Below are 13,742 nucleotides of genomic sequence, written 5' to 3' on the forward strand. Positions count from 1 at the left end.
CAAAAAGTGTTTATATAAAACTAAAAAGACCTCAATTGAGGTCTTTTTTTATTCAGTTTCGTTTGTATCTTTCCATTCAGGATATAAAAAGTTGTTATAAGGAAAACGCGTAATGTGAATTTCTCTTACAGCATCGTAAACTTTCTCTCTAAATTCTTCAAAGTTCAATTTATCAGTAGCAGAAATAAACAATGCATTGTTTTTACCAATTTTATGCATCCAAGTTTGTTTCCAATCTTCCAAAGTAAAGTGTTTGGTTGTTTTTTCAGCAGTTATATCATTTTCATCAAAGTGAAGATGTTTGTAAGCATCAATTTTATTGAAAACCATTATTGTTGGTTTATCATCACTTTTAATTTCTTTTAAAATATCATTTACCGAATTGATGTGATCTTCAAACTCGGGATGCGAAATATCAACAACGTGTAATAACAAATCGGCTTCTCTAACTTCGTCAAGTGTACTTTTAAACGATTCTACTAATTGTGTAGGTAGTTTTCTAATAAAACCAACTGTATCACTTAATAAGAAAGGTAAATTTCTAATAACTACTTTACGAACGGTAGTATCTAAAGTTGCGAATAATTTATTTTCGACAAAGACTTCACTTTTTCCTATAGCATTCATTAAAGTAGATTTACCAACATTAGTATAACCCACTAAAGCAACTCGAACCATAGCTCCACGATTACTTCGTTGAATAGCCATTTGTTTGTCGATAGTTTTTATTTTTTCTTTTAATAAAGCAATTCTATCACGAACAATACGACGGTCGGTTTCAATTTCTGTTTCACCAGGACCACGCATACCAATTCCACCTCGTTGGCGCTCTAAGTGTGTCCACATTCCAGTTAATCGAGGTAATAAATATTGATATTGTGCTAATTCAACTTGAGTTCTTGCGTATGAGGTTTGAGCCCGTTGCGCAAAAATATCTAGAATAAGATTGGTTCTGTCTAAAACTTTGCAATCGTCTCCTAACTCTCTATTGATGTTTTTTTGTTGAGAAGGCGATAATTCATCATCAAAAATAACAGTTGTAATGTCGTTATCTTTAACGTAGTATTTAATATCTTCGAGTTTACCTGTTCCTACAAAAGTTTTAGGATTTGGCTTGTCCATTTTTTGCCAAAATCTTTTTACTACTTCACCACCAGCTGTATAAGTTAAGAATTCTAATTCGTCTAGATATTCTTTTAATTTTTCTTCATCTTGATTTTGCGTAACAATTCCTACAACAATTGTTTTTTCAAATACGTGATTATCTTTTTCTAACATAGAATTATTTTAACCTTACAAAATTACGATAAAAAAATAAAGCTGTCTTATTAAGGACAGCTTTAAAATGAATTGCAAATTATTTTTTATTTGGTTTTCTTAACATATTGAGTAAGAATTACAATATGTTGTCCTTCAACGCGACCTTCAATTTGTTCTGCGTTATCCCAAACTAATTTGATATTGTGAACTGGAGCACCTCTTTTTGCAGTGAAATTAGCACCTTTAACGTCTAAATCTTTAATTAAAACTACAGAATCACCGTCAAATAGAATATTTCCGTTGCTATCTTTATGAACAATTTTTCCTTCTTCTTCTTCGCCTTCACCAGTAGCTTTTGCCCATTCTAACGATTCCTCATCAAGATACATTAAATCTAAAAGATCGTGATTTTTTAAACGAGCTAACATGCGCCAAGATAGAACTTGAACTGGTAAAAATTCGCTCCACATACTTTCTGATAAACCGCGCCAATCTTGTTCATTCATAGCCTCAGCGTTTTCAATTTGTTCAGCTAAGTTTTTTGCTAATAAAACAGAATGCTCTAGACTTTCAGAAGTATAAGGAGGAAGTGTGTAAACTACTAAATCGTGTTCTGCACCACTTATTTCACATTTTGAATTACTTCTATCTTTTAATTTTTTTCGATTACGCTCATTTCTATAAATTAAAACTTGCTCCTATAGAGAAATTAAATTGATTATTATATTTTTCAAAACCTACAACATCACTATCGTATTTTGCAATTGGGAATTGCATCTCTGAAAATACACCAAAACCATCAGTAAAATAATATCTAGCGCCTAAATGTCCACCAAAGTTTTTTAAGCCTAAATCTAAACCAGGATAGATATCCACTTTTTCTTCAATGTTAAAAACATCAGCAATATTAGCATTAAATCTTGCTTTTAAATCGAAACGATCTTCAAAGTCAGGTTTTTCACCTAAAACTTCTTCCACACCCAATAAATAACTTGAAACAAGACCAACAGAGAAATTTTTACCTAAACCACGATCGTAAGTTACCATAATTCCTGTTCCATGATCTTGAATATTTGCCCCAACTTGAAATTTTTGGTCACCTTTTCCAGTAAATACTTGAGCATTTACCATTCCACATAAAAACAATGTGAATATTATTAATTTTTTCATGCTTATAAAATTTACAGCAAATATAAGAAATCCTTAGTTTCTGCCATTTTCATTAGGATATAAACTTGGTAATTCATCGCTTTGCCAAAATTCTTTGGTATCAATATCCAAAATTGTGAGTTTACCTTTAAAAGCGGCACCTGTATCTACATTCCAGATACAGGCTTTATTTACAGGAATAGTTTCTTCTATTTGTGTAACAGGTGTGTGGCCAATGTAAATTTCATGATATAGCTTTAATCTTCTAGGATAATTTAAACTTTCTTTACTCAGATTTGGATCTAATGACAAAGCTGTTTCCCAAAGCGTTCGATCCCAATAAAATAAAGCTTTAAAAAACTCGTGATCAATTCCTTTTAAATTGGAAAAACCAGCGTGAATAAAAAGTCTGTTTTTATCATCTAGAAAATAATTTTGTAAACTTTCTAAAAATTTAATGTGTAAATTTTTAGTAGCTGTAGAAACCGATTTGTAAGCTTCGAGTGTAGACGCTCCACCATGATTAAACCATTCTTTTGAGTAAGTATCTGTTTTAAGGTAATTTAAAAGTAAATCGTCATGATTACCTTTAATGAATATACAACTATGTTGTTGATTAAGTTCAATTAAATAATCAATTACTTGTGGCGATTCGCTCCAGCCATCGACATAATCGCCAAGAAAGATTAACGTATCGTTTGAGGTAACATGGGCTCTTTCGAGAACTTGTTGCAGTGCTTTTAGACCGCCATGAATATCTCCAATAACTAAATTTCGCATAGTAAATTTTAACAATTTTTACAGAAAAACTAGATGGTAATTATAAATTACCGTTTTACCTTTACATTTATATGAATGATATTCAAGCATTTGTAAAATGCTTGGTATTTTTTAAAGTAAAGCAAAAATATAAAAAATAACCCCTAACACAATAAAAATGAAAAAAGTAATCCTAGTAGTGGGAGTAATGGTAGTATTACTTCTTATGAGTTCATGTTCTGTTGATGAATTAGAAACAAATAACTCTAACTTAAAACAACAAGAAATGAATTATTCTGACGAAATGTTTCAAAGAGAAGGAGAAGGAGATGAAACAGCTACACAAAATGCAACAACAAGTACAGAAACAGATCCTATTTCAGGTCCAAAAAAAGATTAATTTAAAAATAAAATATAATGAAAAATATTTCCACTTTATTCGGTTTGGTATTGGTATACCTGGTGTTTTTATTATTTCAAAAAAATACTATTGAAAATAAAAAAGTAGTAAAAGAAAATGCTACAACAGTAAATTTTACAGCAAATGAAGTTTTATCTTCAGATAGATCGCCAATTATTATGGTAAAAAGAGATTAAATAAATATCTTTAAGATTTTTTAGTATACTATTTAATTTGAAGATATATTATTTTCTTTTTATTTTAATTCTTTTTATTTCTTGTAAAAGAAGTGAAGAGAACTTGTATTCAAATGATAAGCTAGATTATCATTTCAATGAAGTGTATAACAATGATTTATCTAAAGAGCAGAAATTACAACATATAGATTCGGCTCAAATTTTAGTTGCGAAGCAAAATGATGAAGATTCATTAAAAGTTAAGAATTTATTTAAAATTGCAAATAGATATTTTCAACTTCTAGAATATAGAAAATACAAAAATGTTGTTGAACGAATTTATAATCTAGGCAATAAAATTCAAGACACTTCAATTATTGCTAAATCTCAATATTATTTAGGAGATTATTATTTTTTTACTTCAAAAAATGATAGTGCATATTACTACTATTTTGAATCTGAGAAAAAATATAAAAACCTTAAAAACGACTTTAATAAAGGAAGTGTTTTTTTACACAAAGCAAATATCTTATTGTATGAGAGGGACTTTGTAGGTAGTGAAGCACAAACTATAAAAGCCTTAAATGTTGCTAAGGCAATAAATGATGTTGAATTATTATATGATTGTTATGCAAATCTTGGCAATTCGCAGCTGGGTTTAAAAAATTACGACGAAGCGCTTAAATATCATTTTAAGAGTTTAGAGGAAATTAAAAATGTTACTTTAGAAAATTATATCCCAATTTTTAAAGCACAATCTTACAATAACATTGGTCATGTTTATTTAAGCATGGGTAATTACAACAAAGCTAAAGAATACCTCGCCCAAGGTTTAGTAATCCCAAAACTAAAAGAACTTCAACCTATTTTCTATTCTTCATTATTAGACTACTATGCTTATGCCAATTATAAGCTTAAAAATGAAGCAGAAAATGACTTTTTAAAAGCACTAAAAATTAGAGACAGTATTAACGATACTGCTGGAAGAATTAAAAGTAGAATTCATTTAACAGAATTTTATCTTGATAAAAAAGACACAATAGACGCGCTTCTATTGAACAAGCAAGCATACGATTTAGCTAAAAGCGCAAAATACAATAAGGAAGTTTTAATTGCTTTGGATTTTTATACAAAGTTAGATCCTAAAAACGGATTAAAATATGCTCAAGAATACATAAAATTGAGTGATAGTTTGCAAGAGCAAGAAAGAGGAATTCGAAATAAATTAGCCCGAATTGAATTCGAAACTGATGAAATTTTACAGGAAAAAGAAGTACTTTCTGGAGAAAAATCAATAATTTTACTAACATCGATCACAATACTTTTTATTGGAACTCTGTTGTTTATAATTTTCTATTTGAGAAGTAAACAAAAACAATTAGTGTTTGCGAACGAACAACAATTAGCAAACGAAAGAATTTATCAGTTAATGCTTGAACAGCAAACCAAACTTGATGAGGCAAGAAAATCGGAAAAGAAAAGGATTGCTCGTGAGTTGCACGATGGAATTATGAATAAACTAGCAAGTACGCGTTTAAACTTGTTTGTTTTAAATAAAAAAACCGATCCTGAGACCATTAATAAATGTTTAACACATATAACTGATATTCAAAATATTGAAAAAGAAGTTAGAAATATTGCACACGAATTATCAACCGAAACATTCACGCAAAAAAATAATTTTAGGTCGGTTTTAGAAAGTTTGTTTCAGGATCAAAAATCGTTATTTAGTGCCAATTTTAACGGTTTCATTGACGAAAATATAGAATGGGAAAATCTTTCGACCAAACATAAAATGAATTTGTACCGAATTTTACAAGAATCACTCAATAATTGTAATAAATATGCAGATGCACAAAATATTTCGGTATCAATTGCATTAATTAATAACGAAATTAGAACTGAAATAAAAGATGATGGGAAAGGATTTAATTTAAAAAAATCTAGCAGTAAGGGAATTGGAATACAAAATATGTACGATAGAACAAATGAAATTGGTGCTGAACTCAGTATTAATTCTAAAATTGGACTAGGAACAACTATAACACTAGAAATACCTTATAAATCTTAAAAAATGAGTAAAATTAATATTTTCATGATTGATGATCATCCTATGATGATTGAAGGATATAAAAGTATCTTGTCATACAACTCGTTAGATGTTGAAGTAGACGTTGTTGCTGCGCACAATTGTAAAGAAGCTTATGACCGTATCAATTTTACCACAAATGAAAATGCGTTTGATGTTGTTTTTTTAGATTTAAGTTTACCAGCATATGAAGAAAAAAATATTAATTCTGGAGAAGATTTAGCATATTTACTTCGTGATAAATTTCCAAATACTAAAATTATCATTCTTACTTCTCATGCGGAAGCTTTTTTGCTCTACGATTTAAAGAAAAAAGTAAATCCTGAGGGAATTTTGGTTAAAAGCGATTTTTCAGCTGAAGAATTATTAAATGCTTTTGAAACCATTTTGAAAGGAGAAATTTTTGAGAGTAAAACCGTGAGGGAAAGCATAGACGAAATTTTACAATCAAAAGACAAAATTCTTCTCGATGAAACCAATCGTGAAATCATAAGATTATTAGCTCAAGGCGTTCTCACTAAAAACATGCCACAGTACATTAATCTTGGTATTAGCGCCATTGACAAAAGAAAAGCTCAAATTAAAGATTACTTTTTAATTAAAGGTGGAAGTGATGAAGACATCGTTAGATTATCTAAAAAACACGGATTAATTTAAAAAAAAACAAAAAAATTTAACAAAATGTACAGAAAATCTGTATACGAGTAAACCTACAAAGGCAGTAACTTTATACTATAAAACTGACAACTTTATAGTTATGAAAAAATTTACTTTAATAATCGTTTTTTTAATCGTGCTAACTTTAGTCTGGTTAGGTTTAATTATTAATGTTGCGTTTTTCTATTTTGATCATATTAGCGAATCTAAAATAATTTTAAGAGACATTTCCTTGCAATTTAAAGTTATTTATTTTCTAGGAATAGCTTTAAATATTGGGTTTCTTTCATTAATAATTTTAAGAAAAGATAATCAATATTTTTAGTTATATTTCATTTTTCTTAATACCCTCATAACTTCTTTAAAAGCAATATAAGCATCTTGATTTTCTAATTTTTTTAAAATAGTTTTCGCCTCAATCAGTTTTTGTTTAGCGTCTTCAAATCCATTTAAGTAACAAATCATCAAAGTCGAAGGTAAAATTAGTAAGTCAGAAGTTTCTCTTTGAGTAAGATTTAATCCATTTTCAAGCTTTTTTAACAAACTCAGATTAGCATTATAAATATGATGCAGTAATTTTCTATTGTATTGAGGCGGTTCAAAAAGCATTTCGTTTTCCATTTTATAATAACCATTATCAAAAAAGGTAATGGTTACTCTTTCAAGCGGATAATAACTCGTTTTATCATTAATGCCAAGTGGAATATATTCGGTTGTTGTAAATGAAGCGTCATCATATTCAATTACAACATCATCCTGAGCCGAATAAAATAATTTTACTTGCTCATTTATTAACTCAATATCAACCCGCGAGTAAAATGTCTTATCGCGTACTTTTTTCTTATTTCCAGCCCAACAAACCACAAATAATTCTTTAAAAACTTTGTATTTAGAATGTAAATCAGCATGCTTGTTATTAATAAAATCTAAAACGCCGTCTAGTGTGTGTTCTATGCTATTTCTAGAATTGTTCTCAATACTTATTACCGTTTCAGTATTGAGTTTAGAGAAAGGAATTTTTTCTTCGGTAGGAATCGAATTACTGCCTCTTCTTACAAAAGTAGAGTAAGCCGGAATGGTATAAATTCCCTTTCTAAAAAATGAAGTTTTACTTTTAGGTTTAATAGTAACTAAGCCAATAACTTTAGATTTTGGTAAATTAGGAAAAGGAATGTTTTCATACTGAATTTTAGGTGGATTTTCCAAATAAGCATTTACCAAGTTTTGAATGCGACTGTCGTCAAAGAAATCATCTCCTACAATTTCATTTGTTTCGTCTTCAACACCAACTAAAATATAAGAATTATTTACAGGATTAGAGTTAGATAAAGCACAAATGTGTTTTAAAAATTTTGCCTTTCCTTCTTTAGTATGTAAGTTTAACTGACGCTTTTTATCATAAAATGAATTCTCATCATGATGAGCTAATAAATTTTTGATAAGCAAGCGTTTATTAATCATTTTTTAAATTCTGTTTACTGAAAACTGAGACTGAAAACTGTAGACTAAATCAAGGCACTTTATGTCCCATACTTGTAGTCCAAATTTTAAACCAATCTTCTGTTTCTAATCGAAATGAATTGATTTTTTTCAGGTTTTCAACTCGATCACTATTTGCTGTTCCAACAACTGGAATTACTTGCGAAGGATGTTGTAAAATCCATTGTAAAAGAATAATATCTGCCGAAACTTCATATTTAATTATCAAATCGGCAAGTAAAATCTTCAATCTTAAAGTTTGCTCGTTATCTTCTTTAAAAACACTACCTAACGGATTCCATGCCATTGGTTTTATCTTATGTAAATTCATGTAATCTAATTGCCCATCAGTTAAAGGAAAATGATGAGTAACAGAAAATTGAATTTGATTGACTTCTACCTCAACATATTGTTTTACTAAATCGGTTTGATGAGGTAAAAAATTAGACAAACCAAAATGGTTTATTTTTCCCGTTTTTTTTAATTCCGTAACAGCTTCCGCCACTTCTTCAGCTTGTAAAAGCGGACTTGGTCTATGCAATAAAAGCAAATCTAAGTAATCAGTTTGAAGATTTTTTAGCGATTCTTCTACACTCCACAAAATATATTGTTTAGAATAATCATAATGTTTTATGCTGTAATCTCTTTTTTCAGATAAATATTTAATACCACATTTAGAAATTAATTGAATATTCTCTCTTAGAATTCCAGAATTTTTAAAGGCCTTTCCAAAGCTTTCTTCGGTTGTATATCCACCATAAATATCGGCATGGTCAAAACTAGTAATATCTTGATTTATAAATGTATGAATAAGTTTTTCCATGGCATTTGTGTCTAGATTTTTATCCCAAACACCCCAGTTCATAACGCCAGCAATAAGTGAAGAAAATTTCATTTTTTTAATGTAATGCTAAAAATTTTCTTAAAAGTATAAAAAGAAAATCATAAAATGTAGTGCTAGTCAATATTGTACCATTATTTTTAACGCTATATTAACACCGCTATCCTAAATAAATTTTCAATTTTGAAATGTTAAAAATATTTTCAATTTTTGGCATTCAAAATTTTTTATAAAAATGGAAGAGAATACTGCTACTTTAGACATCCGCGCAATAAATGAAAAAATAGAAAGAGAAAGTGCATTTGTGGATTTGCTTACAATGGAAATGAATAAAGTTATTGTAGGACAAAAACAAATGATCGAAAGATTGTTAATTGGTTTACTAGGTCAAGGTCACATTTTGTTAGAAGGTGTACCTGGTTTAGCAAAAACATTAGCGATTAATACTTTGTCTCAAGCGGTTCACGGTTCGTTTAGCCGAATTCAGTTTACACCAGATTTGTTGCCTGCCGATGTTGTAGGAACAATGATTTACAACATTAAAGCGAATGATTTCTCGATAAAGAAAGGACCAATTTTTGCAAATTTTGTTTTAGCAGATGAGATTAACCGTGCTCCTGCAAAAGTGCAATCTGCTTTGTTAGAGGCAATGCAAGAAAAGCAAGTTACTATTGGGGACGAAACTTTCAAGTTAGATAAACCATTCTTAGTAATGGCAACACAAAACCCAGTTGAGCAAGAAGGAACTTATCCTTTACCAGAAGCGCAAGTGGATCGTTTTATGTTGAAAGTGGTTATCGATTATCCAAAAATGGAAGACGAACGATTAGTAATTCGTCAAAATTTGACTGGATCTTTTGAAAAAGTAAACCAAGTAGTCTCTTTAGAACAAATTTTAAGAGCACAACAAGCAGTGCGCGAAGTTTACATGGACGAGAAAATTGAAAAATATATTTTAGATATTATTTTCGCAACGCGTTATCCAGAGAAATATAATTTAGAAAGCCTAAAACCATTAATTAGTTTTGGAGCTTCGCCACGTGGAAGTATCAACTTGGCAACTGCTGCTAAATGTTATGCTTTCATTAAACGTAGAGGTTATGTAATTCCTGAAGATGTTCGTGCAGTAGTTCACGATGTTTTACGTCACAGAATTGGTATTACTTACGAAGCAGAAGCTGAAAATATTACTTCAGTTGAGATTATTAACAAAATTGTTAATCAAGTAGAAGTGCCTTAATTTTTAGTATTCAGTTTACAGTCACAGTATTCAGAAGAATGATTTACTATGACTGTTAACTATAGCTGTAAACTGTAAACTGCGACTGCCAACTAATGATTATGGATACTAAAGAAATTCTTAAAAAAGTACGTAAGATTGAAATTAAAACCCGAAGATTGAGCGATCATATCTTTTCGGGAGAATATCATACGTCTTTTAAAGGACGAGGAATGACATTTTCTGAAGTACGCCAATACCAATACGGAGATGATGTTCGAGCTATTGATTGGAATGTAACAGCGAGATATAACGAACCTTATGTAAAAGTTTTTGAAGAAGAAAGGGAATTAACCATGATGTTAATGGTAGATTGCAGTGGTTCGGAGAGTTTTGGAACGCAAAATCAACTAAAAAGTGAAGTAGTTACTGAAATTGCAGCAACTTTAGCCTTTTCTTCTACAAACAACAACGATAAGGTTGGATTGATTCTTTTTTCAGATGATATAGAATTGTTTATTCCACCTAAAAAAGGGAAATCACATGTTTTGAGAATTATTCGTGAGTTAATTGAATTTCAACCAAAAAGTAAAAAGACAGATATTGCGCAAGCTTTAAAATTCTTATCAAGTGTCATGAAGAAAAAAGCAATTGTGTTTATGATTTCCGATTTCATGTCGAAAGATTACGAGCATACTTTGAAAATTGCTTCAAAAAAACACGATGTAACAGGAATTAGAGTTTTTGACAAGCGTGAAGAAAGCTTGCCAAATTTAGGTTTAGTAAACATGTTAGACGCCGAATCAGATAAAACAATGTTGGTTGATACTTCATCTAAAAAGTTACGCCAAAACTACGAGATTAACTATCGCACAAATGTAAATTATTTTACGAGTGTGTTTTCAAAATGTGGTGCTGGATCAGTAAGTTCAAGAGTTGATGAAAGTTATGTAACAAAACTTTTAGCTTATTTTAAAGCAAGAAATTAGATTTCAGAAAATAGAAAAAAGAGAAAAGAAGAAAGACAATGAATCTAAATAAAAAATTTAATACTATTGATTTATTAAATATTACTTTGTCACATCGAGCGAAGTCGAGATGTCTCATAATTTTATTTTTTCTAATTAATGCATACTCTTTTTCACAATCGATAACTTCAACTGTAGATTCAACTGCTATTAAAATTGGTTCACAGTTCAATTTAACTATAAAAGCAAATGTAAAGCCTACAGATAAAGTTTCTTTTCCAGAAGGACAAACTTTTGGAGCATTAGAAATTTTAGAATCTTATCCTGTCGATACAGTTAAAATAAAGGATAAATACGAATTAATAAAAAAATACGGATTAACACAATTTGATTCGGGACGTTATGTGCTGCCACAATTGGTTGTGTTAATTAATAATAAAACTGTAAAAACCGATTCTTTTCCTATTGTTGTAAATAATGTTGTAGTTGATACAACAAAACAGCAAATGTATGATATCAAAGATATTGTAAAAGTTGAAGAGCCTGTTAGCTATTGGTGGTTGTGGGCGATACTAATTTTATTAGGTATTGCTGCAACTGGTTTTGGATTGTATTATTTTATTAAGAAAAGACAAACCATAAAAAATGAAAAAGAAGCGATTTTATTTGCTTCTCCTATCGAAAAAGCTTTAGCAAAACTTCAAACACTTGAAAAGAGAGAGCTTTGGCAACATGGTGAAACAAAAGCTTACTATTCTGAATTAACTGATATTACAAGAACTTATATTGAAGAAGCTGTAGATGTTCCAGCAATGGAAAGTACTTCAGCCGAATTGTATGAAGCTCTTGTTATTGCAGTAAGAAATAAAAATATTAAACTTAGTCGCGAAACATTAGATCAATTTAAAAAAGTAATGTCTAATGCCGATTTAGTAAAATTTGCAAAGTCTAAACCATTAGATTTTGAAATTGAAAATGATAAAAAAGGAATAGATACGTTCTTAATTTCACTCGATAAAGCAATTCCAAGAAGTGAAGAAGAAACCCAAAATTTATTCGCAGAAGAATTAAAACGTAAAAAAGACAGAAAACAAAAATTACAACGAATTCTTATTCCGCTTACTGCAGTAGTTATGCTTTTAGGTATTGTAGGGGTATTTTTTATTGTTACCAAAGGAACAGAATTTGTGAGAGATAATATTATCGGTCACAGTTCTAAATCATTGTTGGAAAGTGAATGGGTAACTTCAGATTATGGAGATCCTGCTATTTCTATTTCTACACCAAAAGTTTTAAAAAGATTTGTAGACGAAAAAATTCAAAATAATTTATCATCAAATATTAAATCAGTTTCTGATTTTAGATATGGAAGTTTAACCGATAATATTGCCATTACTTTAGGAACAGTAAAGCTTAATGACACAATAAAAATAGATTTAGATATAGCATTAGAAGCGCGTTTAAAAGGAATGGAGTCTTTAGGGGCTAAAAATATTACAGTACAAGTAGATGATTATGAAGATCCTAAAGGTTTAACTGGCAAAAAGGCATTTGGTACTTTTACTGGTGTCAATTTGATAACTAAAGAAAGTGTAGAGATGCAATATCAAGTATTAATTTTTGCTCAAAATGGAGGAGCTCAGGAATTAATGTTGGCATTTAAGAAAGACGATGAATATGCAAGTCAAATTATGGATAGAATTATTCAATCTATCGAATTAAAAAAAGCTATACCAAATGAATAATGTAACTTTTTTACATCCTCAGTTTTTTTGGTTGTTTTTGGCTTTGCCTTTAGCAATTGGTTGGTATTTCTGGAAAAGAAAACAACAAGCTGCAAGCTTAACAATGAGTTCAACGGTTGCTTTTCAGCATCAATCTATTTTGTCAAAACTTCATCCGTTACTTTTTGTTTTACGATTGTTAGCCTTAAGTAGCATCATTGTGGCATTAGCTAGACCAAGAAGTGTAGACGTTTCTGCAAAGTCTAGAGTTACAAAAGGAATAGATATTGTTATGGCAATAGATGTTTCGGGTAGTATGTTGGCAAAAGATTTAAAACCAAATCGTTTAGAAGCGCTAAAAAGAGTAGCTTCAACTTTTGTACAAGATAGAGTAAACGATAGAATTGGATTGGTAGTGTATGCAGGAGAAAGTTATACAAGAACACCAGTGACATCAGATAAACCAATGGTTTTACAATCGTTAAAAACGATTGAATATGACGATTCAATTTTGGCAGATGGAACAGGAATTGGTGTTGGTTTGGCAACAGCAATTAATCGTTTAAAAGATAGTAAAGCAAAAAGCAGAGTCATTATTTTGTTAACTGATGGTGTAAATAATGCTGGAACAATTGATCCTAGAATGGCTGCTGATATTGCTAAAGAATACGGAATAAAAGTTTACACAATTGGAATCGGAACCAATGGAACAGCTCCTTTTCCTTATGCAAGAGATCCAAGAACAGGTCAGTTTTTATTTAGAAACATGCCTGTAGAAATTGATGAAAGTTTAATGAAGGAAATTGCAAAAACTACTGATGGAAAGTATTTTAGAGCAACAAGTAACAAAAAACTTGCAGAAATTTATACCGAAATTAATAAGTTAGAAACAACAGAAATTGAAGAACAAAAATATTTCAACTTCGATGAAAAATTTAAACCATTAGTCGGATTTGCATTGTTCTTATTAGCTTTAGAATTATTGTTGAAAAATACTGTTTTTAGAGGATTTATTTAATAA

At 29.9% G+C, this 13,742-nt stretch carries 14 protein-coding genes; 8 read left to right on the plus strand and 6 right to left on the minus strand.

The features are described 5' to 3' along the window. Window positions 1-48: 48 nt before the first annotated feature. The 4 genes from hflX to GCU34_RS10800 all read right to left on the minus strand — a co-directional run bounded on the left by hflX (window position 49) and on the right by GCU34_RS10800 (window position 3,189). Window positions 49-1,278: a GTPase HflX gene (gene hflX / locus GCU34_RS10785; protein ID WP_072782162.1), complete on the minus strand. Its 1,230-nt coding sequence runs from the start codon at window positions 1,276-1,278 to the stop codon at window positions 49-51. 86 nt (window positions 1,279-1,364) lie between these two features. Next, window positions 1,365-1,946, minus strand: coding sequence for a PhnA domain-containing protein (locus tag GCU34_RS10790; protein WP_152378459.1), 582 nt, complete (start codon window positions 1,944-1,946; stop codon window positions 1,365-1,367). Further along, complete coding sequence (locus GCU34_RS10795) at window positions 1,939-2,430, minus strand: DUF6646 family protein (protein ID WP_072782159.1); 492 nt, start codon at window positions 2,428-2,430, stop codon at window positions 1,939-1,941. Before GCU34_RS10795 ends, GCU34_RS10790 begins: the two co-directional genes overlap by 8 nt. 33 nt (window positions 2,431-2,463) lie before the next feature. After that, window positions 2,464-3,189, minus strand: a complete 726-nt coding sequence (locus tag GCU34_RS10800) for a metallophosphoesterase family protein (RefSeq protein ID WP_072782157.1) — start codon at window positions 3,187-3,189, stop codon at window positions 2,464-2,466. A 157-nt stretch (window positions 3,190-3,346) separates the two neighbouring features. Between GCU34_RS10800 and GCU34_RS10805 the strand changes: the two genes are divergently transcribed. Genes GCU34_RS10805 through GCU34_RS10820 form a run of 4 tightly spaced genes read left to right on the plus strand, consistent with a single transcriptional unit; the run spans window position 3,347 to window position 6,490 of the window. After that, the gene (locus GCU34_RS10805) at window positions 3,347-3,568 is read left to right on the plus strand and encodes a hypothetical protein (protein WP_143146178.1); all 222 of its coding nucleotides are present in this window, start codon (window positions 3,347-3,349) and stop codon (window positions 3,566-3,568) included. A 17-nt stretch (window positions 3,569-3,585) separates the two neighbouring features. Then, complete coding sequence (locus tag GCU34_RS10810) at window positions 3,586-3,765, plus strand: hypothetical protein (RefSeq protein ID WP_143146177.1); 180 nt, start codon at window positions 3,586-3,588, stop codon at window positions 3,763-3,765. 37 nt (window positions 3,766-3,802) lie between these two features. Next, a complete protein-coding gene (locus tag GCU34_RS10815; protein WP_143146176.1) occupies window positions 3,803-5,815 on the plus strand; it encodes a tetratricopeptide repeat-containing sensor histidine kinase in 2,013 nt (670 codons plus the stop codon). A 3-nt stretch (window positions 5,816-5,818) separates the two neighbouring features. Continuing rightward, the gene (locus GCU34_RS10820) at window positions 5,819-6,490 is read left to right on the plus strand and encodes a response regulator (RefSeq protein WP_072782154.1); all 672 of its coding nucleotides are present in this window, start codon (window positions 5,819-5,821) and stop codon (window positions 6,488-6,490) included. 321 nt (window positions 6,491-6,811) lie between these two features. On the opposite strand, the gene GCU34_RS10825 is transcribed toward GCU34_RS10820, so the two are convergent. Together GCU34_RS10825 and GCU34_RS10830 are read right to left on the minus strand one after the other, a co-directional pair. Then, on the minus strand, window positions 6,812-7,951 hold the full coding sequence (locus GCU34_RS10825; protein WP_072782151.1) for an ATP-binding protein: 1,140 nt from the start codon (window positions 7,949-7,951) through the stop codon (window positions 6,812-6,814). A gap of 49 nt (window positions 7,952-8,000) precedes the next feature. Continuing rightward, window positions 8,001-8,873, minus strand: a complete 873-nt coding sequence (locus tag GCU34_RS10830; RefSeq protein ID WP_394332671.1) for an aldo/keto reductase — start codon at window positions 8,871-8,873, stop codon at window positions 8,001-8,003. Window positions 8,874-9,045: 172 nt separating this feature from the next. Between GCU34_RS10830 and GCU34_RS10835 the strand changes: the two genes are divergently transcribed. The 4 genes from GCU34_RS10835 to GCU34_RS10850 all read left to right on the plus strand — a co-directional run bounded on the left by GCU34_RS10835 (window position 9,046) and on the right by GCU34_RS10850 (window position 13,739). Further along, on the plus strand, window positions 9,046-10,050 hold the full coding sequence (locus tag GCU34_RS10835) for an AAA family ATPase (protein ID WP_072782148.1): 1,005 nt from the start codon (window positions 9,046-9,048) through the stop codon (window positions 10,048-10,050). 101 nt (window positions 10,051-10,151) lie between these two features. Beyond that, window positions 10,152-11,018, plus strand: a complete 867-nt coding sequence (locus GCU34_RS10840) for a DUF58 domain-containing protein (RefSeq protein WP_072783403.1) — start codon at window positions 10,152-10,154, stop codon at window positions 11,016-11,018. Window positions 11,019-11,056: 38 nt separating this feature from the next. After that, window positions 11,057-12,742, plus strand: a complete 1,686-nt coding sequence (locus GCU34_RS10845) for a BatD family protein (RefSeq protein WP_084656829.1) — start codon at window positions 11,057-11,059, stop codon at window positions 12,740-12,742. After that, window positions 12,735-13,739, plus strand: a complete 1,005-nt coding sequence (locus tag GCU34_RS10850) for a vWA domain-containing protein (protein WP_072782146.1) — start codon at window positions 12,735-12,737, stop codon at window positions 13,737-13,739. The genes GCU34_RS10845 and GCU34_RS10850 overlap by 8 nt, the downstream gene beginning before the upstream one ends. Window positions 13,740-13,742: the final 3 nt, after the last annotated feature.

Origin of the sequence: Flavobacterium haoranii, from assembly GCF_009363055.1 — a bacterium.
Taxonomy (GTDB): domain Bacteria; phylum Bacteroidota; class Bacteroidia; order Flavobacteriales; family Flavobacteriaceae; genus Flavobacterium; species Flavobacterium haoranii.